A 20,951-nucleotide genomic window follows, 5' to 3' on the forward strand; every position below is an offset into this window, starting at 1 on the left:
GTCCGTCGGCGAGCCGGGCACCGCTCCTCGGACACTCGTCCTCGGCGGCTCGCCGGGTCCCACGTCGCCGGGCCGGGCCGTCTCGCCCACCGACCGCAGCGTCGCAACCCAGTCGATCAGCGGATCGTCGGCCCGACCGTCGCCCGGCTTGCCGGGAAACACCCGGGTGCGGACCGGACGGATCGCCACCACACTCAGCCCGATCAGCGACACCGCCACCCACAGGTACCCGCCGCTCATGCCGGACCTGCCGATCCGGGCCACGGCTCGGACAGGATCGGCGGCACCGCGACGTCCCGATTCTTGATCATGGTGCCGAGGGCTCGGGCCGCGAACCCGAGCCCGCGCCCCCGGATCCAGGCGGGCACTGCGGTGACCAGCCGTTCCGGCCCCTCCGGCAGGAGTAGGCAGACCGACTCCAACAGCCGCCCCTGCGGCGTACGACGGATCTGGAACACCACCTGCAGCGCCGCCGCCACCTGGGCATGCAACGCCGGACGCGGTAGCCCGCCGAGCAACCCGAGCGCCTCCAGCCGGGCCGGCACGTCCGACGGGGTGTTGGCGTGCAAAGTGCCCGCACCACCGTCGTGACCCGTGTTGAGTGCGGCCAGCAGATCGACGACCTCACCACCCCGGCACTCCCCCACGACCAGTCGATCGGGCCGCATCCGGAGCGCCTGCCGGACCAACTCGCTCAGGCCGACCGCACCGGAGCCCTCCACATTGGCCGTACGGGCCTGCAACCCGACCACGTGCGGGTGCACGGGCCGAAGCTCGGCGGCGTCCTCGACCAGCACGATCCGCTCGGTGCCCGGCACCAGCCCGAGCAGGGTGTTCAACAAGGTCGTCTTGCCGGAGCCGGTGCCACCGATCACCAGGTACGCGAGGCGGGCCGCCACCACGGCGGCGAGCATCGGCGCGACCGGCCGGGCAACCGCACCCTGCTCGACCAACTCGTCCAGGGTGAACGGCCGCTGCCGGAAGGTACGCAACGACAGGTACGGCCCGTCCGTCGCCACCGGCGGCAGCACGGCGTGCATCCGGGTGCCGTCGGAAAGTCGGGCGTCGGCACACGGTGAGCCGTCGTCGAGCCGACGACCGGCACCGGCGGCGAGCCGCTGCGCGAGGCGGCGCACGTCGTCCACGGTGCCGACCGGCACCGGGACCTGGTGCAGGCCCTGACCTCGGTCGACCCACACCCGTACACCGTTCACCAGCACATCCGTCACCTCCGGATCAGCCAACAACGGGGCGAGCGGACCGGTGCCTACCAGGTCGTCGCGTACCTGGTCGGCCATCCGCAGCAGGGCGGTGTCCCCGAGCACGGCGGCATCGGGCTCGGCGCGCACTGCGGAGACGATCGCGGCCGGGGTGACCGGCGTGGTGGCGGCGGCGATCCGCTGCCGCACCCGGGCGGCGAGGCTCTCCCCGCTCACGTCGCACCCGCCGTGGCGCTCCGGCCGGTCAGGTCGGTGACGATCCGTTGGCAGAGGTCGGCCAACGGACCACGCCCGGTGGCCGCCGGCGCCTCGCCCCGCTCCAGCCCCCGGCACAGGCCCGGCTCCGGCCGCAGGCTGCCGGCGAGGGGCAACCCGAGCGCCTTGGCCAGCTCGGTCGCACGCAGGCGGCCGGGGGCCGGACCACGCACGACGACCGACAGGTCGTGGCAGTGCGGACCGGCCACCGCCACCACCCGCGCCGCCGCAGCGGTCGCCCGCAGCTCCGCAGGCACGACCACGAATACCCGGTCGGCCGCCTGGAGCGCGGTCACCGCCGCGTCGTCGAGATACCGAGGCAGGTCGACCACCACGAAGTCCCGGCCGCGCCGGGCCGCGTCGAGCGTGGCCGCCATCGCCTCGGCCGGCACCGCGACCAGGTCACCGCGATCCCAGGAGAGGACCACCAGATCGCCCCGGCTGGGCAGCGCCCGCACCAGGGCGGGAGCGTCCACCCGGCCGTCCGCCCCGGTCAGCGCCGGCCAGCGGAGGCCCTCCAACTGCTCCCAGCCCAGCACCAGGTCGAGGCCGCCACCGAGCGGGTCGGCGTCGAGCAGCAGCGTGCGCAACCGGGTGCGGGCGGCGGTGACCGCGAGCCCACCGGCCAGGATGCTGGCACCGGCTCCACCTCGGCCGCCCAGCACGGCGACCACCCGGGCACCGGGTGCCTCCCCGACGCCGCTTTCGGCGAACCGGTCCACCAGCCACGGCTCGGCGGCCGGCAGCACCGCGACGTGCTCGGCACCGAGCAGGTCCGCGACCTGCCAGCTCGACTCGACGCCACCGATTCGGCCGACCAGGACCAGCCGGGAGCGCCGGGGCAGCCGGGCCCGCAGGCAGGGCTGCGCCTGATCGCTGCCGACGAGCACCAGCGGGGCGGACCGCCAGCGGGTCCGGGCGGCGGCCGGGTCGGCGGCGACCTCCACTTCGACACCTCCGGCGGCGGCGAGCCGTAGCAGGTCGTCGAGCAGGTCGCCGTCCCCGGTCACGACCAGCGGCGGAGGCGGGTGCGGCGGGACGGAGGTACGGGCGGGCATCGCGGCCTCCAACGGTCGGCAGGGATTCGCTGTGCCGAACCCTTCCGCCCGAGCCACCTCCGACGCCGCCCCGACCGGCCCGCCTGTGGACAACCAGGCCCCCTGTGGACAACGCCCGGAATCGAAGTTGATCTGCTAAGTGGGCGTTCACGCACGGCGCCCATTTCGCCCCCGATCGGCCATAGCGGAACGTCATGCAGTGCACGCATAATCGACGGTCTGCGCCGTCGGCGGAACGGCATCCCTCGCTGGATCGAGGTCATGAAGCAGTCGCCAAATCATGAGCAGCCCCGTGTCGAGCCGAGACTCCGGGTCGGCCCCTGGCTGTTCGACCCGCGCTCCCACCCCGCGCCACCGCCGCCCCGACCGGCGTTGCCCGCGCACCCGGCACGGCCCGCGCTACCGGCCGCACCGGCCACCCGCGACGACGCTCCGTGGACACCGCTGACCGCCACGTCCGACCCCGTCGTCGTCCCCGCCGAGCCGGTACGCCACGGCACCGGCCGGAAAGGCCACCGGCTCCTGCTGGCCGGGGCCGCCACCGCCGTACTGGGCCTGATGCTCACCCTGCTCTGGCCCGCACCGGAAGCACCGCCGACCGCCGCGCCGGAGAGGCCCTCCGGCTGGGTCGCACCACCGCCACCCGCTCCGGCCGGCACCTCGCAGAGTCCCTCTGCCGCCGGGACGACCACGCCGTCCGCCTCGTCGTCCGTCGGCGGGGCCTCCCCCACCCGACCGCTGCCGCCCACCCCGGCGTCGGCCCCGACCGGATCGCCGTCGTCGTCGGCCCCATGGACCGACCCACCCCGCACCCCGGGTACGCCCAGCACCCGACCGACGTCCCCGGCGAGCCCTCCGCCGACCACCAGGCCACCCGAGCAGCAACCTCAGCGACTCGCCTCGCTGCCCGGCGGGCACGAACGGTGGCTGCGCTCGGTCGGCGGCGGCCCCGAGACCAGCATCGAGTTCGCCAATCTCACCTCCCGTCCGGTGACCGTGCACTGGCTCGACCAGCAGGGACAGCGCAGGCAGTACCGAGTCCTGCAACCGAACACGTCGTACCGGCAGCACACGTATGTCGGGCACCCCTGGGTGATCACCAACCAGCGCGGCCGGGCCCTGGCCTGTTTCGAGCCGGTTCGTACGCCTGCCCGCGCGGTGATCGGCTAGCGGCGAAAACGTTCCCACGGGAAAGGGACGACCCCCGTCGGGGGGAAAGTGGCCTGACGTAGCAACGAGTGTGATCGAATGCCGTGCCGCGTGGTCAGACGCATCGGTCGTGCCATCGAGCATGATCGAGTCGGGCTACGCGGTACGGCGTTCGCTGACGATCTGCTGACTTTCGGATGACGCGCTGCGGGCGCCCGAGGACGGCCGGAGGCCGCCCGCAGGGCAGTCCGCAAGCGCGAGACTGACGTCTAGATCGGTTGCTTGCTGTTGTTGTCAGACGCCCATCGGCCGCTGCTGTCCGTTCGTGGCGACTCCCAGGCTCGGCAGCCACCTCAGCTCCTTGACGAACCAGTGCCGGTGCTCGCTGAGCTCTTCCTGACGTGCTACTGCAGGTGGTTCGTTCGCGTCCATCATTCTTGTAGAAACCTAAGCTGCTCAGATGTGAGGCCATACGCAGCCGTGATGACCTCATTGATCTCGCCAATCACCACCATCCGCCGCTCGCGAGCGGCTTTGATGATCCTCGTGTCCTGCTCGGTGCGGAGCCTAAGTTCAAGTGCTTGAGCTTCCTGCACTCTCGCCGTGAGTTCTGCGATTTCGCTGCCCGTCAGAGGCGGAATCGGGACAGGATCAAGCGTTGCGCGTCGATGAACGACATACGCGCCCCGGTACTCCTTGCTGCGTGACGCTATGTACGCGTCCACCGCCGGATGCGAAAGTAGCGCAATAACAGCATCGATTGTCAATGGACACTCGGGCGCCGGCCGGAGGAGGGTGTACGGACCGCCGTCTCCGCCGCCAGGGGTGACCAAGCCCGAGCGGTCGGGAACGTACTGAGGAACGACGGATAGGGTCCGATTTATGATCTTCGGCGTGTCCAGAGCCGTGAGCGACTGACTGCGGCCATAAGCCCAGAAGGACGGACCAGGGTTGGGAGAAATCGAACGTCTACGGAGTTTTACCTCGTTTGCTTCCAAGTAGGCGAGAGCGTTCGGGTAATTCTCCTTGAGGTCGCAGTTGCTGAGAAGGCGAGACTGCCCCCGCCTTCTCCCTTTGGCAGGGGGAGTAATCTCGTATGGAAAAAGCAAGACGTAATCAGGTTCCGGCTCGGCGCCGTAGGCTGCGAGTCGTACATCTCGCACAGCTTTCCGCAGGATGCCGCGTTCAATTTCCCAGGTGCGGTCGATTGCGTCTTTTACCTTGATCCAGGGCGAGGCATCGTCGTCGTGTACAACCTTAAGATAGTAGATTGCATCCGCTGACGTCTGCACCCCGACGAATACTTTGACCCAACCCTCGTCGCCTAGGCGAGCCACTGCAGCGCGGTCCATGGCCGCAAACGCCCTCGCCGCCTCCGCAGACGCCATGGCCCACGGCGCACCAGTTAGCTCGGAACGTTCAACAATCGTTGGTCGACCTATGGATGGCTGCCGCAGGAATGCATCTACGTCATCAATAGGAATTAGCCGCGCCGGTCCCGTTTGCACAGTACCGGTCGCTATGACAAGGCAGGTGTATGTACTGCGGCCCGGGAAGACTTGCTGAGCGCCGAAGTGCACCAGCTCCACCAGTCGCGGCCCGAGTAGTTCGCGAAGTGCTGTCGCGGACGGCGATGTCAGCAGGCTGCTTTTCACGATCAGAGCCATCATTCCGCTGGGGGCCAGCAGAGCAAGGCACTTCTCGATGAAAAGCATATAGACGTCGAAGCTTCCGCTCGTCGACCTGAAGCCCGACCGAGCATCCTGGTAATAGGCCAACTGCGCCGTCAAGTACTCGTTAAGGACTTGAATTCGGATGTACGGGGGGTTGCCGACGATGCAGCTGAAACCACCGCCGGCCAAAACCTGCGGAAAAGCCGTTTGCCAATCGAAGGGTGCCGCCTCAGCGCGGGCTTCCGGTATCATCGCCATCGTAGGAAGCAGGCGGTCAAAATCCGGACCGACAAGGGAATTGCCGGTTTGCACATTCTTGCTCAGGTCGGGCAGGATGTTCTGTCCATTACGTACTTCACCAGTATCGCTACCGAGCACAACGAGCAAGAGGCTCAGCCGGGCAACCTCGACTGCCTCGCCATCAATATCCACACCAAAGACGTGCTGTTTGGCCAGGGTTGCACGAAGGTCAAGGTCAATGGTCTCGCCAGTCAACTCAACCGCAGCGATAAGGCGTTGAAGGGTGCGGACCAAGAATACCCCGCTTCCGCAAGCGGGGTCGAGAACCGACAGATCGCTGGCCAGTGTCGTGCCCGGCGGAAGCTGAGCAGGAAGGCTGGCATCAAGCAACGCATCAACTACGCCCATTGGAGTTGGAACAACGCCGCCAGAATGTGTCAGTTCAGGTTTTGCGACAATGCTAGCTTTGCGGTTCGAGTCTAGAACGACCCGTTCGGCAAGATACTGCTCGTATACGGCACTCAGCGTATCCGGCTCTAGCAGCGCGTATGCGAATTTACTCTGTGGCCAATAAAGCTCCGTTACCACCTTCCGCAGGACGCTAGATCCAACCTTTGTGGTCTTCAGTACGGAGAACAGTCCTGCGTTGAATACCCGATCCGCCCGTTCAAATTCATCGAAGATGCGTGCGTTCTCGGCCGACCTGAGCAAGTCCTTGTAGCGGGATATATTTCTGTCTTCACATACTCTTAGGAAGAGTAATGCGTTAAGCAGCCGTTGAGTGCGGCGACCGACTTCGGCAGCGGGGAGCGCTGGGTTTTCGTCTGCAACCGTCTGAGCAAGCTGCAGGCGCCATCGCCGAAAGTGCGCCAGAAAGGTCTTGTCGAATGGGGACTCGCCCCGGGGTGGCTCCTCATAGTCCAATACCTCGTAGAAGCGTCCGCTAATCGCCGCCTCGTACGAAAGCCGGTCCCACAGATCGTCAAAACGGTCGACGTATTCGTCCCACCTGAACCGGCATCCAGGAATAGCCCCTACGTCGGGACCGTCCTCGCCCTGCACCTCGAACGTACAGTTGTAGATAATCGTCTCGGAGAAGTTTGTAAGTACACCGATGGGCCGCTGCAGAGTGAACCCGTATAGGCGCACTTGGTGAGCGGAGCGCTGTGATGCCGCAAGATTGATTGAAGGCTTCTTCGCCTCCCATGGAATCCAGTCACGCCCACCAACACGCAGCCGGTAGTCTGGCCGGCCCGTGCTCCCGTCTTCGACAAGAGACTGTTCGACAACGACGTCCCGGGCGTCTTGAGCCTTGCCGGCTTGGTTGAAGACGTCCCAGCCGAGTATCTGCAGCATCTTGTCGAGGAAGTCAAGTCGCACCTGCGCTTCGGAGTAGGCCGAGCCTGAAGCCTCAATCTGATCGGCCTGAGTGCGGTACGCCTCAACTAAGCGAGCCAACGGGGCGCGCGCCTCTTCTCGTGAGAGCCGCTCAAAAGTCATGTGGTTACCGTACGAGGCGAGATCGTCAGAGGGTAGTGCAGGACACGCTGCAGGACCACGCCTGTACCTCTGCCCCAGGCAGCCGATACTGTGGCTCGTGCCCAGATTTCCCGGTAAGACGCAACCTGACGCCGACAAGCTACGCGGTGGTTACTACACGCCAGACTCGCTCGCCCGCGCTGTCGCGACGTGGGTGGCTGAGGCGGGCCCGCGGCTCCTGGAACCGTCCTGCGGAGATGGCCAGATCCTTCGGCAACTGGTGCGCGAAGCGGGCCCGGAGCAGGTACTTGGTGTCGAGCTGCTGCCAGAGGAGGCCGAGGCGGCGCGCAAGTGCGGTGCCTCTGTCATCACCTCCGACTTCTTCACCTGGTTCACGCCGTCGGACTACGGCAGCTTCGACGGTGCGGCCGGTAACCCTCCCTTCATTCGTTTCGGCAACTGGCGTGAGGCTGAACGGGAGCCAGCGTTGGACCTCATGAGGGAGCAAGGTCTTCCGACTAGCCGCCTCACCAACGCGTGGTTACCGTTCGTAGTCGCCTCGCTCGTTGCGGTTCGGCAGGGTGGGCGCATCGGCCTCGTCCTCCCCGCAGAACTCCTGCAGGTCGGATATGCGGCACCGCTGCGCTCGTACCTCGTCGACAGCTGCAGTGAGATCAGCATCGTTGCGTTCCGCACGCTGGTCTTTCCTGGGATCCTGCAAGAGGTGGTCCTCCTGCTAGCCGAACGTGGTTCGGGCCCAGCGGTGATCCGCACCTTGGAGCTGGACAACGCGGCAGACCTACAGCGGCTGGACTTGTCCGCCGCGCCTGCCGTACGCGCTGGCCTGCATGACGGGGAGAAGTGGACGAAGTACTTCCTGCTGCCCGAGCAGGTTGACGCGATCCGCGCTCTCCGGGCCGATTCCCGAATGTCCACGCTCGGCCGCTGGGCATCTGTGGACGTTGGGGTGGTGACAGGCCGCAACAGCTTCTTCACCATGACGCCGGACGAAGCCGAGCAGCGGGACCTGGCCGACTTGACCGTCGCGCTTGTGTCGCGCAGCCAGCAGTTAACTGGTGTCAGGGTGACAGAGGCTGATATTGAGTCGCTCCGCGGCACCGCCGCCCGGACCAGGCTCTTGTCGGTCCCGGCTGACGTGACGCCGCAGACGCACACGGGCCTGCGAGCGCATGTCGCGGACGGTGAGCTTCATGAAGTCCACCTCGGATACAAGTGCCGCATCCGCCGTGACTGGTGGCGGGTGCCGTCGGTATCAGTCCCGGACGGTTTTTTGCTCCGACAGATCCACCTCTACCCCCGCCTCGTAGCGAACGAGGCCGGCGCCACGAGCACTGACACGGTCCATCGCGTCCGCGTTCGCGGCAACTCGACCACCGCAGCCCAGCTCTCAGTGGCAGCACTAAACAGCGCCACGTTCGCGGCAACGGAAGTTGTCGGGCGCAGCTACGGCGGTGGCTTGCTTGAGCTAGAGCCGACCGAGGCCGAGCTTCTGCCAATCCCGGACCCGACCCTCGTATCGACAGCACTCGTAGAGAAGGTGGACGAGCTGCTACGAGAAAGCCGGATCGAGGAGGCCGTCCACCTGGTCGACCAGCAGCTGTTGATCGAAGGTTTGCAATTCACTTCCGAAGAGGTGACGCGGCTGCGGGAAGCATGGGCGAGACTGCGGGACCGGCGAGCCGCACGTGGCCGCTCGACGCGTAGCAAGTGAAGTACTGGCGACGGTAAGAGCGGATCTCCTCGTCGGGCAGTCTCCGACCCTCCAGCCTCCCGGGACGGGGACCAGGTGGAGCGCCCTGCCGGACGAACGACCTGGGCCTCGTCCCGGGAGGCTGGTAGCCCTTGTGGTGCCCGGCGAGGTGATCCGCGGCTGATCTCTGAGGAGGGCCGGGGTTCGGGGCGGAGCCCCGAGGTCTTCAGATCGTGTCATCCACAAGCGTCGCCGGCCGGCGCGGCCCGCTTGCGGGCCGCCTTGATCCTGATGAGATTGTTTCGGCAGTGATCCTCTACGTCCGGTCGGCGAGTGCCTGGCGGAGCCGTTCCACGGCAGCGAAGATCTGTTGCTCGGGGCCAGGCCGGCTGGGCCGCCACTCGCTGAGCACTGGTCGCAGCGCTTCGGCGAGCTCGGTGAGGTCCTCGGCGGTTTCCGGGTTCGGCAGCACCTCAGAGGCCGCGATCGCGCTCACGGTTGTCTCGTAGCGATGGACGTTCGTCGGGGTGCCTGGCCAGCCTGGAGTGTGCCGCCACTCCTCCACACGACTCAAGACATCAAGGGCAGCGACTCGGATCAGGTTCGCGCGTTCAGCAGGGGTCAGCCAGGTTCGGGGGCGAAGGCTGTCGGATGGGTCTTGCGGCGGCGTGTCGGCGTCGCGCATGGCGCGATGCTACCGGCACCATGATCATGGTCGTTCGGCACTCATGTTGCGGTACAGCCGGCGCTCAATCGTTATTCCACTCCGGAGCGAGGACGGAGTAGAGCAGAGAGTCACGCCAGGCGCCGTTGGTGAAGACGTGGTCGCGGAGTCTGCCTTCGTACTGCATGCCGAGTCGTTTGGCGACGGCGATGGAGGCGGCGTTGTCGGGGCCGATGGCGGCGGTGATGCGGTGAAGCCGCAGCTCTTGGAAGCCGTAGTCGATGATCGTGCGGGCGGCGTCGGTGGCGTAGCCGTGGCCCCAGTGGTCGGCGTTGATGGCGTAGCCGAGTTTGGCGGCCTGGTGGCCGGTGAGTCCGAGGCGCGCAAAGCCGATCATGCGGTCTTCGGTGTCGGCTACGGCTAGGTAGTACTCGGTCCGGGGGGTGAGCTGTGACCTTGTCACTGCGCCTTCGATCATCGCGACGGCGGCGGTGTGGTCGCGGCTGTCGAAGGAGAGCCAGTGGGTGACGCGGTCGTCGCCGATGATCGCCAAGGCGTCGGCCGCGTCATCGGGTCGCATTTCGCGGAGGGTGATGACGCGGCCGGGGATGGTGATCGGGTACATGCGCTGATGGTGCCTTATCGGGGGAGGGCGTTGGCGGGGGTGTGGGTGAAGTGTTCGATGCCGTCGATGAGGTCGCGGGCGTCGCCTGCGTGGCCGGCGCGGGTGATGGCCTGGTGGACGCGTCGGACGGAGTGCACGATGCCGTTGATGCGCTGGTCGGCGGGGAGGTCGAGCACGGGGGTGAGGGCGTCTTCGGCGGCGTCGAGTTCGCCGCTGGCGACGCGGGCGATGGCGAGGTTGGTGTGTGAGCCGGCCTGGTCGCCGAAGGCCCATGCGGGGTCGTAGCGGTCGGAGTACGCCTGGACGGCTTGCAGGGCGTAGCGCTCGGTGGTGGCGGCTTCGTCGGGGAGCCAGGCGAGGGCGTCGCTGGCGTAGTAGAGGGTGCGGGGCTGGTTGAAGGTGCAGATGCCGCCCATCTCGTCCATCTCGTCGGGGCGTACCCGGGACCAGGCGTCTTCGGCCTCGTGGATGGCGGCCTTGGCGTGTTCGGCGTTGCCGAGTGCGGCGTAGGCGCGGGCGGCGCTGGCGGGCAGCCACACGGCGGAGGTGCCGCCGGCTTGGGTGGCGTACTCGCGTCCGGCTTCGGCGTAGCGGACGGCTTCGGCGTACCGGCCGGCCCAGTAGGCGACCAGTGATTGGAGGCCGCGTAGCCAGGCTTGCAGGCCGGGGTGGGCGGCCTGGTCGGCGCAGAGGACGGCGGTACGGGCTTGCAGCATCGCGGAGTGCGGGTCGGCCATGTCGTGGGAGACCTTGGCGAGTAGACCGCTGGTGATGCCGGCGAGGAAGTGCAGGTCCCGCGACTGGGCCGGCTGTTGGCGGCGTTCGAGCAGGGTGAACAGGGTGTCTTGGGTCTCGACCAGGTCCGGCAGGATCTGGCTGACCGGGCGTTGCGGGTAGGCCAGGGCGAGGCGCTGCACGTCTTCGGTGAGCTGGGTGATGGCGGCCGGTGAGGTGGATTCGGCGGCGAGCATGGCGTATTGGCGTGCGCGTTGTGCGGCCATGGTGAGGAGGTTCCTTTCCGGGCCGGCGCCGAAGGGCTCGACAATGAGCTGTCGGCCCGGCGCAGGGGTCAACTGGTGAGGTGCCCAGGGACGCTGCAACTCATCGATGGTCTTGCCGAACATGGCCTGCAACGCGCGCCGGGTGGCGGGAGTCGATGAGGCCAGGTCTCGTTCACCGCGTGCCAGTCGCCCGAGGTGCCGGGCGCTGATCGCCGCGCGAGGGTCCATGCGGCTGAACTCGTCGGCAAGTTCCTCATACGTGCGGTCGCTCTGCTGGATCAGGTGCTCCAGCACGGTGCGAGGTTCGCGGCGGTCTCGGGCCATCGTCGATGCCTTCCTGATGGGCTATCTCCACGCTCGCCTGTCGGAGGTCCTGAACTCAACGCAGGTCCTCATGGTGTCCGCTCGATGTCCACCAGAGGTGCTGATTCGGTCCTCGATCGGTCTCCGTCACCGGGTGTTCTATCTCCACCATGGACGTCTCACCCACCGCAATTGTGCATATACAGGCCGCGCAGGTGCACGGGCCGACAGGGCACCGGGTCGCTCGTGCCGGTACCGAGTCCGCTGCGGTCGCGGCGGGAAGCGGCGTTCGGGTCCTCCGGTGCGTGGACGGGGGCCGTTCGCGCCGGGGACCGTGCCATGCCTCGTCGTTGCTCGTGACCTGTTCGGGCTGTGAGGGGCGAGGCTGGAAGATGGCCAGTCCTCGGCGTTCTCTTCGCGCGCCGAGTGATCCGAGCCGGCTGCAACGACGGGGCTGCCCGGACTGCGCCGGCACCGGTAGGCAGACGCGATCGACGGTGGTTCTCGTAGCGGCTGCGTCCTGAGCAGGGCACCGGAGCAGGTGCAGGCAGGCGGCGGTGTCGGTCGTGGCCAGAGCCCGCCTGCTTCGGTGCCCATCCACAGTGTGCGTGAGGGCGGACGGTGATGGACCCAAAGCCGGGCGACGTGCTGCACGTCGGTGTTGATGCGTCGGTGCAGTTCGGCGGCAGCCGGTCGCTGATCTTCCGGGTCATCAAGGTCCATGACTGGACGACGTACGACGGCTGGGTGTGGCTACTCGGCTACGCGCTCGACCGGGCAGGCAACGCCGTGGACCGGCGAGACATCTTCGTGCAGCGCGCCGGTTTGAAGCTGATCGCCCCGGATGCCGCTCCCGTCAACCGACTCACACCACCCACCCCGCCAGGCCGTGCCGGCCGGAGCGGGGCGAATCGAAAGGCACCTACGGCGGTCTCAACTCCAAGGAGGTTGCGGTGACCATGCACTCGGTTGGCGTCTTCCGGGCTGCTTCGCGCTTGGCCCGGCTCTGTCCAGAGCAGGTAAAGCAGATTCGGTTCCGTCGTACCAGGTTCGGACGCCGGGGCCTGGCAGAGGAGCAGGTGTACGGCTTTCTGCGCGCCGTCGTCGACGAGCTGACCGCCCGCGATGGCGTGGAAGCGGGCCTACGTGCGGAGAACGCCCGCTTGAAGAGTGCGCTGAGGGACTGGCAGAGCGGCTTTGCGCCGAAGCCGGGTCCGATGGCCAACGCGGGACGTTGGACAGAATCTGAGCAGCGCAGATAGCCTGTTGACAAGCTGAGTTGTCGTCTGGGGTGAGCCGGTGCCGATCGAAGTTGCGCCGCCGAAGTACGTCGTGATCGTCAACGCGATGCAGCAACGCATTGAGGACGGCACGTACCCGCCCGGCTCGATGCTGCCCAGTGAGACCGATCTGGTGCGGGAGTTCCGCGCGTCGAGGCCGGTCGTCGTCAGGGCGCTGGACCTGCTGCGTCAGGACGGCTGGATCGAAAGTCGACAAGGCAAGGGGCGCTTCTCCCTCGGCCGGCCCGGTGGGGCCGACCAGCGACAGCGCGAACGCCGCTTCGCAGTCCTGGAGGACGACGAACGAGCCGGCTCCACTTTGCTCGCTGCCGGCGAGGTGCCCGCCCCCTCCAGGGCAGCGGTAGCGCTCGGGATCGAGCCCGGAACGCCAGTCGTCGCGCGACGCCGAGTGATCACCGTTGACGGGCTCGGACCGGTAGAACTCGGTACCGCCTTCCTTCCTGCCGACCTGGCCGACGGCACGGGCGTCGGCGGTAGCGACGTGCTCCCGGAGGGGCTGCTCCGGCATGTCGCGTCGCGCAAGCGGGTGCGCTTCGACCACGTGAGCGAACGGATCTCGGCGCGTCTCCCTGACGCCGATGAGGCCAAGCTCTTGCAGGTCAGCGAGGGCGATCCGGTTCTGACGGTGTTGCTGTCCGTCTGCGACCGCTCCGGCACTCCGCTGCTGGCCGTGGATCTGCTGCTGCCGGCCCGTCGACACGATCTCGAAGACGTCTATCCGCTCGACTGACGCCGTTCGATACATCACTTGACAAGTCGAGTTGACCGCATCTACTTTTGACGCAACTTAACAAGTCAACTGGTTGAGTTGGCTTCATGGCTCTGGAGGTCGTGCGTTGGTTCCGATGACGTTGAAGGTGCCGGTCCCGTCCGAGTACGTCTTCCCCGCCGGGGCGCTGTGCCTGGGTGTGTCGCCGCAGATCGACTTCGAGCGTCGCGGTGAGGCGGACAACCAGGCGCGGGATAAGGAGTCCGGGGAGCGGGTGTGGGTGGTGCGGGTGATGGACCTTGACCCGGAGGCCGGGAAGTTCGGCCGCTCCACTGAGGTGAAGGTGAAGGTGGTGGCCGCGCAGCAGCCGGTGCCGCCGCCGTCCACGGTGCCGGGTTACCCGCCTGCGGTGGAGTTCGAGGGCCTGACGTTGACGCCGTATGTGGATTCGCAGCGGTGCAAGCCGGGCCGCTCGTCGGGTGACTGCCGCTCGCGGATGGCGTATTCGCTGCGGGCGACGGCGTTGCGGCCGGCGTCGTCGGCGCCGGGTTCGGCGGCTGCCTGACCGTTCCTGTTTGGCGCGCGGGGCGGGTCGTTTCCCCGCCAAGAGTCCCGGCCCGTCCCGCGCTCTCCCATCCCTCGTCTGTTGAAGGAGGGCGTGATGCCCACCGTAGTTCACCCTGCCCTGATCGCGGCCGTGCCGCTGTTGGTCGGGGCCTTACTCGTAGTGGTCCGTACTCGCGTGGCCGACGTGCGGCACGCGGTGCGGGAGGTGGAGGCAGCGGTCCGGTCGGTGCTGCGGCTGCCGCCGGCTTCCGGCGTGGTCTACGCGATTCGTTGCCCGCGTTGTTCGCGGTGGGTGAAGCCGCGCCGGTTCGACCTGCGGCGCATGTCCTGCCGGCCCTGCATCACCACCCTCGGTCGTGGCCGTGGCCGTCGTGGTCAGGGCGGTGGCGTGTGCCTCTGATCAATATCATTCCGGGGGACAAGATCCCGGTAGCGCCGATGAATGTGCGTCTTCCGGCGTGGCGGGTGCCGGGCTGGCTGCTGGTGTTCTGGTGGCTGGCCCGGGGCCTGTTCCGCCTCATTGTCTTGGCCGTCCGCTACTGGTGGCTCAGCCTGCCTGCGGGTCTCGCGCTGTGGGTGCGGGCCGAGTTCGGTGGGCTGGTCCTGGCGGGCGTCGTCACCACCGTGGCGGCCGGCTGCTTGGGCTGGTGGCGATGGCACCCGGTTTCGTGGCTGCGGTTCGGCTGGTACCCGCTCGTGGCTCGGATCCGTGCGCTCGTGGTGTACCGGCCTCGGTGGGCGTCGGTCATGGCTACCTGCGGCCTGGCGACCGTGTTTGGCGGTGACCGGTACGTGCCCCGGCTGCTCCGGGTGCGCTGTGACTGGTGGGGCGATGAGCTGACCGTGCGCATGCTGCCGGGCCAGATTCCCGATGACTGGGGTCAGGCGGCGGAGCGTCTCGCGTATGCGTTCCGGCAGCACACCGGGCAGGCCCGTTCCACCGGCCGTCCTGACCGGGTGGTGGTCCGGTTCATGCGCCGCGACCCGCTTGCCGGTGTCGTGGCGCCGCTGCCGGTGGCGGACACGCCGGACCTGGGCGGGCTGCCGCTCGGGGTGCGGGAGGACGGTGAGCCGTATCGGCTGCGGTTGGCGGGCTCGCATGTGTTGATCGCGGGGGCGACTGGGGCGGGCAAGGGCTCGGTGTTGTGGTCGCTCATCCGGTCCCTGGCCGGCGGTGTGCGGTCGGGGTTGGTGGAGGTGTGGGCGTTCGACCCGAAGGGCGGCATGGAGCTGGCGGCGGGGGTGCCGCTGTTCGCCCGGTTCGCCTACGACGACCCCGACGGCATGGCCGGCGTCCTCGACGAAGCCGTGAAACGCATGCGGCTACGCGCGTCCCGGCTGCGGGGTGTGACGCGTCAGCATGTGCCGACGGTGGAGGAACCGTTGCTGGTCCTGGTCATCGATGAGCTGGCGGCGTTGACCGCGTACATCACGGATCGGAAGGTCCGGGACCGGATCAAGGAATCCCTCGGTCTCCTGCTCTCCCAGGGCCGCGCGGTCGGGGTGCACGTCATCGCGGCGTTGCAGGACCCGCGTAAGGACGTGCTGCCGTTCCGGGATCTGTTCCCGACCCGCATCGGGCTGCGGCTGACCGAGCCGGAGCAGGTGGACATGGTCCTCGGCGACGCCGCCCGTGACCGAGGCGCCCTCTGCGACCGCATCCCCGAGACCTCACCGGGGGTGGGGTTCGTCGTCCTCGACGGGGTCCGGGAACCCGTCCGGGTCCGGTTCGCCTACCTCACCGACGACGACATCCGCTCCCTCGGCCGCACCTACCGCCACCTCGACCACACCGCCAATGAGAAGGAGGCGACGGCGTGAAGACCACCGCGCAACGGATAGAGGGCGTGGTCCTGGTCCTCATCGTCCTCGTCGTTGGCGGGCTCGCCGGAGCGGCGTCGTTCACGCATGTGCATGACTGGACGATGGCGAACTCTCCGGCCGGTACGGGGGACTGGTTCGGCTGGGCCAACGCCGCCATCTCCGAACTCCTGCCCCTGGCCGCGTTGCTGACCATCCGGCAACGCCGCCGCACCGGCGGGCCGATCGGGTACCCGATGTTTCTGCTCGTCTGCGCCGTCTCGCTGTCCCTGGCCGCGCAACTCGCCGTGGCCAAGCCGGGCCTGTCCGGCTGGCTCCTGTCCGCCGTCCCCGCACTGGCGTTCCTCGGCCTGTCAAAGCTCGTCTTCTCCACCGCACCCGCCCCGACGCCCGTCACCAAGCCGGATGACGAGCGACGCGCTGACGAGCCGACCGGAAGCAACGCGCTGCCGGTGCCGGTGCCGGTGCCGGTGCCCGCCAACGACGACCAGGCGACGACCGTCGTTCGGGCTACCGACGAGGAGCAGCTTCGCCCGGCGGTCCTTCGGCCGGTGCCGTCGATCGAGCGGCGTCCCGGGCTGGTGCCCGTCCCTGCGGCGGCATTCACCCCACGCAACGGCACCCCCGCCGGGTCGGAGGGTGACCGGTGAGCCAACTCGAACTCATCCCCACCACAACCCCGACCACCGACACTGTCGAGCGGCCTCGGCCGGGGTCGCGGGCCGACCGACTGCGCAAGCCGCTCGCCAAGGACGCGCTCAAGCAGCTCGCCGAACAGAACGGCGTCTGCGTCCGACCCCTCGCCCTCCGCCGCACCGACATCGCCACGGGCGTGACCGAGGTCGTGGAGGTGCCCTGCGGCGCCACCCTCGCCGTCAAGTGCAAGCCGTGTGCGGAGCGGGGCCGGCGGCTGCGGATCCAGCAGATTAGGGAAGGCTGGCACCTCACCGACGAACCCGCCGTCCGCCCCGACGAGCCGGGGGAAGACGTACTCGCGCTGGTGCGGGTGCGGGCGCATCTGGAGTTCGAGCGGGAAGCGGTGCAGTACCAGCCGATGACCCCGGACGAACGCGTCGCCCACCTGGCCGAGATAGACGCCGCCATCGCCGAACTAGACGAGGCACTCGCAGAGACGAGCCTGCGCGGGCACCTCACCCCGAAGGACCGCGACGACCGGCCACGCCGCAAACGGTCCACCCGGCGGCGTCAGGACTCACCCGACCTGCCCCGGCTGCCCGTCGACCCGCGCACTGTCGGGCGGGCCTACTCCGGGAAGACCGGCAAGACGCACCGGCCGTCGATGCTCGTCACCCTGACGCTCGGTTCCCATGGGCCGGTGCACTCCCACCTGCGGCGCGGCCCCTACGTCGCCCCGTGCGAGTGCGGACAGCGACACGGGCCGTATGACGACGTGCTCGGCACCCCGGTCGATCCCACCACGTATGACTACCGCCGGGCCGCCCTCGACGCGATCCACTTCGCCCGGGTCCTCGACCGGTGGTGGCAGAACGTGCGCCGGGCCGCCGGCTGGAACGTCCAATACGCCGGAGCCGTCGAACTGCAACGCCGTCTCGCCCCACACGCGCACTTCGCGATCCGAGGCACCCTCCCGCGTCGGCTGCTCAAGCAGATCGCCGCAGCGACGTATCACCAGGTGTGGTGGCCGGCCTTCAACGAACCCGTCTACCGGGTGGACAAGCCGCCGGTCTGGGACGTCGACCAACAGGCATACGTCGACCCGAAGACGCGCGAGCCGCTGCCCACGTGGGGTGAAGCGCTCGACGCCCTGGAGGAACCCAACGCTCGGCCCGCCTACGTCGCCAGGCTCGGCCGCATCGACGCACGCGGCATCGAGCAGGGCACCAAGGACGCGGAGCGGTCCATCCGCTACGTGACCAAGTACGTCACCAAAGACCTGACAGACCAGGCCAAGCCACGCACCGACGCGCAGAAGGCACACTTCGACCGCCTCCACGCGGAACTGTCCGTGCTGCCGTGCTCGCCGACCTGTGCCAACTGGCTGCTGTACGGAGTACAACCGGATGGCGTCAAGGCGGGCTTGACCCCCGGGCGGTGCACCGGGAAGGTCCACCAACGCTCCACCCTCGGCTTCACCGGCCGCCGCGTCCTCGTCTCCCGCCAATGGTCCGGCAAAACCCTCGCCGACCACCGCGCGGACAACCGGGCCTGGGTCCGAGCCATCCTCGCGGGCGGCATGGCCGACACCGAAGAACACGACCAGGCGGCCGACGAGGCAGACGGGCCAAACCGCTACCGGTTCGAACTCGCCCGACCCGAAGACCCCGACGTCCCACCACTGGAACACCGACTCCTACGCGCCATCTCCACACGCATCCGATGGCGGGCAGACCTCGACAACGCACGACAACGAACAGCCGGAGCCGTTTCGGCAACCGATCGACCCACCGCGCTCGCGGCCTGAAACCCCTCAGGAGGAAGTCTTGTCCATCGTCGTGCCGTTCGCGTCCCGGCAGCCCGGGGCTCGTGCAGGCAACCTCGCCCCCGTCGACGATCAACCTCGGCCGGTGCGGGCTGTGTACACGGTCAAGGAAGTGGCCGTGATGCTGTCCCTGTCGGTCAGTTCCGCCTATGCCCTGGTCCGGGCGGGGCAGGTTCCCGCTGAGCGGCTGGGGCGGCGCTGGGTGGTTCCGCGTAACCGCTTCCACGCCTGGCTGGATGGTGCGTCCGGCGAGCTTTCGGCAACCGGCACCGACGCGGCGCGCGGGGGCTGGTGACCGTGGGCTTCGTCAGCAAGACGCCGGCTGGGACGTACCGCGCGAACTGGCGGGACTCGGCGAATCGGCAGAAGGCGAAGACTTTCCGCACGAAGAAGGAGGCGAACGCCTACCTCGCCGAGGTCGAGGGTGCTCTGAACAAGGGCACGTACGTCGATCCACACGCGGGCAAGGTGCGGTTCGGTGAGTTCGTGGTCCGATGGTTGGCCGGGCGATCGGTGGAGGCGCGCACGGCTGAGCGGACGGAATCGATGCTGCGGGCGCATCTGCTGCCGCAGTGGGCGGACTGGCCGTTGGCGCGCATCGACCACCTGGCAGTGCAGGAGTGGGTGACCATCCTCGGTCGCACTCTGGCACCGTCGACCACGGCGAAGCACCTCGGGATGCTCTCGATGATCATGCAGACAGCAATCCGGGCGCGGGTCATCGCGGTGAACCCCTGCGAAGGGGTGCGGGTGCCTCGCAACCGGGGGGTCGAGGTTCGTTCGACCATGATCAGTCGAGAGGCGTTCTTCCGCCGGCTGCTGCCCGCTGTCCCGGCTGAGCATCGAGCGATCGTGTGTGCCGCCGCCGGGGCGGGGTTGCGCTGGGGCGAGTGCGCCGGCCTGCCGTGGGAGGCGGTCGACCTCGAACGTGGGCTGCTGCATGTCGCCCAGGTGGCGGTGGAGACACACAGCGGAATCGTGCTGCGGGCGTACCCGAAGAGTCGGGCCGGCGTGCGGACGGTGCCGATGCCGCCCTTCCTCGTTGACGAGCTGCGTCGGCGGCGTGGCGCGGCGGTGCCGGACGGGCGGGCGTTGGTCTTCGCCGACCGGGACGGCGGACCGCAACGGCGGTCGAACTTCCGGCGGCGGGTGTGGCTGCCGTCGCTGGTGCGGGCCGGGCTGCTCGGCCGCGTGTCCGAAGTCGCGCCGGGCCGGTGGGTCGCGTCGTGGCCGGAACGCAACGGCCGGGAGTGGCGGGCGGAGTTCACGACGGAGGCGGCGGCCGTGGCTCAGGCGGCGGCGTCGGCGGTCGGCGGGCTGCGGTTCCACGATCTTCGGCACTCGTACATCACGTGGCTGGTGACGGACGGGGTGCCGGTCAACGTGGTGCGGCGCGTAGTGGGACACGAGAAGGCGTCCACGACGCTGGACCGGTACACCCACACGCCCGAGGACTACGCCGACCGGGTCCGGCTGACGTTCGCTGACGATTCGCTGACTTTCCACCCGCCCTCCGGCCTGGCCGACTCGGGAGAGACGCTCTCACCTGGGCCTGCGGTGGAAGGGGAAAGGGACGACCCCCGTCGGGGGGAGACGGGGGTCGTCGGAGGTTCGGCTCCGGGGGGGTCGAGCCGAACCCGCTCAGCGGTCACGGGGGGTGCAACCGCCGAGAGTCTGCCGGTTGTACGAGATGTGAATACTCGTCCTGCGAACAAGTCTGCCTGAGCGGACCTGTGTACGTCGAGTGGTGTAGCCTCCACTCCCCGCAGATTCCTTTTCGCAGAGTGTGACCGCAGTCACGCTTCGCAGGCGCCGTGGAGGTCGACCCGCAGGTCCGCACGGTCCTTGGCCCCCGGGCATCCGACGACGATAGACCATCGGGCTAGACTTTCGCGCCGTGGGCCGAAGTGCCGCTTTCTTCGATCTGGACAAGACCGTCATCGCCAAGTCGAGCGCCCTGGCGTTCGGTCGGCCGTTCTACCGGGACGGTTTGATCACCCGGCGTGACGTGGTCAAGTCGGCGTACGCGCAGCTGATGTTCCGGCTGGGCGGCACCGACGAGCAGACCATGGCCAGGACCAGGGACTACCTCGCCGCCCTGTGCAAGGGATGGCAGGTGGAGCAGGTCCGCCAGATCGTCGCGGAGACATTGCACGAGTTGATCAACCCCTACGTGTACGCCGAGGCCGCCGCCCTCATCGAGGAGCACCAGGCCGCCGGGCGGGACGTGGTGCTGGTCTCCGCCTCCGGCGAGGAGATGGTCCGCCCGATCGGCGTGCTGCTCGGGGTCACCGACGTGATCGCCACCCGGATGGGTGTGGTGAACGGGCGGTACAGCGGCGAGGTCGAGTTCTACGCGGCCGGTCCGAGCAAGGTCGAGGCGGTCAGCGAGTTGGCCGAGGCGCGCGGGTACGACCTGGCCGACTCGTACGCCTACTCCGACTCGTACACGGATCGGCCGTTGTTGGAGTGCGTGGGGCATCCGAGCGTGGTCAACCCGGATCGGCAGTTGCGCAAGCTCGCGGTGGAGAACGCCTGGCCGGTGCTGGAGTTCCGGCACCCGATCCCGCTGGGTCGGCGGCTGCGGGAGCGACCCGGCGTCCCGGTGGCCGCGGCCGCGCTCGGCGTGGGTGTCGGGGTGGCGATCGGCATCGCCTGGTACGGCCGGCACCGCCGGACCCGCGCCGCAAGCTCCGCCTGATCCTCGCCCGCAG

At 68.4% G+C, this 20,951-nt stretch carries 19 protein-coding genes; 13 read left to right on the forward strand and 6 right to left on the reverse strand.

The window, feature by feature from the left end; all coding sequences use genetic code 11:
* Window positions 1–236: 236 nt before the first annotated feature.
* Both ID554_RS10885 and ssd read right to left on the reverse strand, forming a co-directional pair.
* On the reverse strand, window positions 237–1,436 hold the full coding sequence (locus ID554_RS10885; protein ID WP_117229696.1) for a TadA family conjugal transfer-associated ATPase: 1,200 nt from the start codon (window positions 1,434–1,436) through the stop codon (window positions 237–239).
* Window positions 1,433–2,485: a septum site-determining protein Ssd gene (gene ssd / locus ID554_RS10890; protein WP_191088879.1), complete on the reverse strand. Its 1,053-nt coding sequence runs from the start codon at window positions 2,483–2,485 to the stop codon at window positions 1,433–1,435. Before ssd ends, ID554_RS10885 begins: the two co-directional genes overlap by 4 nt.
* 309 nt (window positions 2,486–2,794) lie before the next feature.
* On the opposite strand from ssd, the gene ID554_RS10895 reads away from it, so the two are divergent.
* Window positions 2,795–3,703, forward strand: a complete 909-nt coding sequence (locus tag ID554_RS10895) for a VHL beta domain-containing protein (RefSeq protein WP_147333522.1) — start codon at window positions 2,795–2,797, stop codon at window positions 3,701–3,703.
* Between the two features lie 410 nt (window positions 3,704–4,113).
* On the opposite strand, the gene ID554_RS10900 is transcribed toward ID554_RS10895, so the two are convergent.
* Window positions 4,114–7,095: an Eco57I restriction-modification methylase domain-containing protein gene (locus ID554_RS10900; protein ID WP_117229693.1), complete on the reverse strand. Its 2,982-nt coding sequence runs from the start codon at window positions 7,093–7,095 to the stop codon at window positions 4,114–4,116.
* A 97-nt stretch (window positions 7,096–7,192) separates the two neighbouring features.
* Here ID554_RS10900 and ID554_RS10905 point away from each other — a divergent pair, with 97 nt between their 5' ends.
* Window positions 7,193–8,806: an N-6 DNA methylase gene (locus tag ID554_RS10905; RefSeq protein WP_117229692.1), complete on the forward strand. Its 1,614-nt coding sequence runs from the start codon at window positions 7,193–7,195 to the stop codon at window positions 8,804–8,806.
* A gap of 295 nt (window positions 8,807–9,101) precedes the next feature.
* On the opposite strand, the gene ID554_RS10910 is transcribed toward ID554_RS10905, so the two are convergent.
* From ID554_RS10910 to ID554_RS10920, 3 genes are all read right to left on the reverse strand, one after another.
* Window positions 9,102–9,281, reverse strand: a complete 180-nt coding sequence (locus ID554_RS10910) for a hypothetical protein (RefSeq protein ID WP_117229691.1) — start codon at window positions 9,279–9,281, stop codon at window positions 9,102–9,104.
* Between the two features lie 253 nt (window positions 9,282–9,534).
* On the reverse strand, window positions 9,535–10,074 hold the full coding sequence (locus tag ID554_RS10915) for a GNAT family N-acetyltransferase (RefSeq protein WP_117229690.1): 540 nt from the start codon (window positions 10,072–10,074) through the stop codon (window positions 9,535–9,537).
* A gap of 14 nt (window positions 10,075–10,088) precedes the next feature.
* The gene (locus ID554_RS10920; RefSeq protein WP_223884530.1) at window positions 10,089–11,369 is read right to left on the reverse strand and encodes a hypothetical protein; all 1,281 of its coding nucleotides are present in this window, start codon (window positions 11,367–11,369) and stop codon (window positions 10,089–10,091) included.
* A gap of 633 nt (window positions 11,370–12,002) precedes the next feature.
* Here ID554_RS10920 and ID554_RS10925 point away from each other — a divergent pair.
* From ID554_RS10925 to ID554_RS10975, 11 genes are all read left to right on the forward strand, one after another.
* Complete coding sequence (locus tag ID554_RS10925) at window positions 12,003–12,335, forward strand: hypothetical protein (RefSeq protein ID WP_117229689.1); 333 nt, start codon at window positions 12,003–12,005, stop codon at window positions 12,333–12,335.
* Between the two features lie 2 nt (window positions 12,336–12,337).
* A complete protein-coding gene (locus ID554_RS10930; protein WP_117229711.1) occupies window positions 12,338–12,640 on the forward strand; it encodes a DivIVA domain-containing protein in 303 nt (100 codons plus the stop codon).
* Between the two features lie 37 nt (window positions 12,641–12,677).
* A complete protein-coding gene (locus ID554_RS10935) occupies window positions 12,678–13,409 on the forward strand; it encodes a GntR family transcriptional regulator (RefSeq protein ID WP_117229688.1) in 732 nt (243 codons plus the stop codon).
* Between the two features lie 115 nt (window positions 13,410–13,524).
* Window positions 13,525–13,953 carry a hypothetical protein gene (locus ID554_RS10940; RefSeq protein WP_191088780.1) on the forward strand — a complete coding sequence of 143 codons (429 nt, stop codon included), beginning with the start codon at window positions 13,525–13,527 and terminating at the stop codon, window positions 13,951–13,953.
* Between the two features lie 96 nt (window positions 13,954–14,049).
* Window positions 14,050–14,355 (forward strand): hypothetical protein, encoded by a 306-nt coding sequence (locus ID554_RS10945; protein ID WP_117229686.1) that lies wholly within the window; start codon window positions 14,050–14,052, stop codon window positions 14,353–14,355.
* Between the two features lie 38 nt (window positions 14,356–14,393).
* The gene (locus tag ID554_RS10950; RefSeq protein ID WP_223884531.1) at window positions 14,394–15,776 is read left to right on the forward strand and encodes an FtsK/SpoIIIE domain-containing protein; all 1,383 of its coding nucleotides are present in this window, start codon (window positions 14,394–14,396) and stop codon (window positions 15,774–15,776) included.
* Window positions 15,773–16,426, forward strand: coding sequence for a DUF2637 domain-containing protein (locus ID554_RS10955; RefSeq protein ID WP_117229684.1), 654 nt, complete (start codon window positions 15,773–15,775; stop codon window positions 16,424–16,426). Before ID554_RS10950 ends, ID554_RS10955 begins: the two co-directional genes overlap by 4 nt.
* Window positions 16,423–18,219 (forward strand): replication initiator, encoded by a 1,797-nt coding sequence (locus ID554_RS10960; RefSeq protein WP_117229683.1) that lies wholly within the window; start codon window positions 16,423–16,425, stop codon window positions 18,217–18,219. Before ID554_RS10955 ends, ID554_RS10960 begins: the two co-directional genes overlap by 4 nt.
* Before the next feature lie 19 nt (window positions 18,220–18,238).
* Window positions 18,239–18,532 carry a helix-turn-helix domain-containing protein gene (locus tag ID554_RS10965; RefSeq protein ID WP_223884532.1) on the forward strand — a complete coding sequence of 98 codons (294 nt, stop codon included), beginning with the start codon at window positions 18,239–18,241 and terminating at the stop codon, window positions 18,530–18,532.
* Complete coding sequence (locus tag ID554_RS31545; RefSeq protein WP_223884533.1) at window positions 18,529–19,962, forward strand: tyrosine-type recombinase/integrase; 1,434 nt, start codon at window positions 18,529–18,531, stop codon at window positions 19,960–19,962. Before ID554_RS10965 ends, ID554_RS31545 begins: the two co-directional genes overlap by 4 nt.
* Window positions 19,963–20,134: 172 nt before the next feature.
* The gene (locus ID554_RS10975) at window positions 20,135–20,938 is read left to right on the forward strand and encodes an HAD family hydrolase (protein ID WP_117229681.1); all 804 of its coding nucleotides are present in this window, start codon (window positions 20,135–20,137) and stop codon (window positions 20,936–20,938) included.
* Window positions 20,939–20,951: the final 13 nt, after the last annotated feature.

Source organism: Micromonospora craniellae (assembly GCF_014764405.1).
In the GTDB taxonomy this organism is placed as follows: Bacteria; Actinomycetota; Actinomycetes; order Mycobacteriales; family Micromonosporaceae; genus Micromonospora; species Micromonospora craniellae.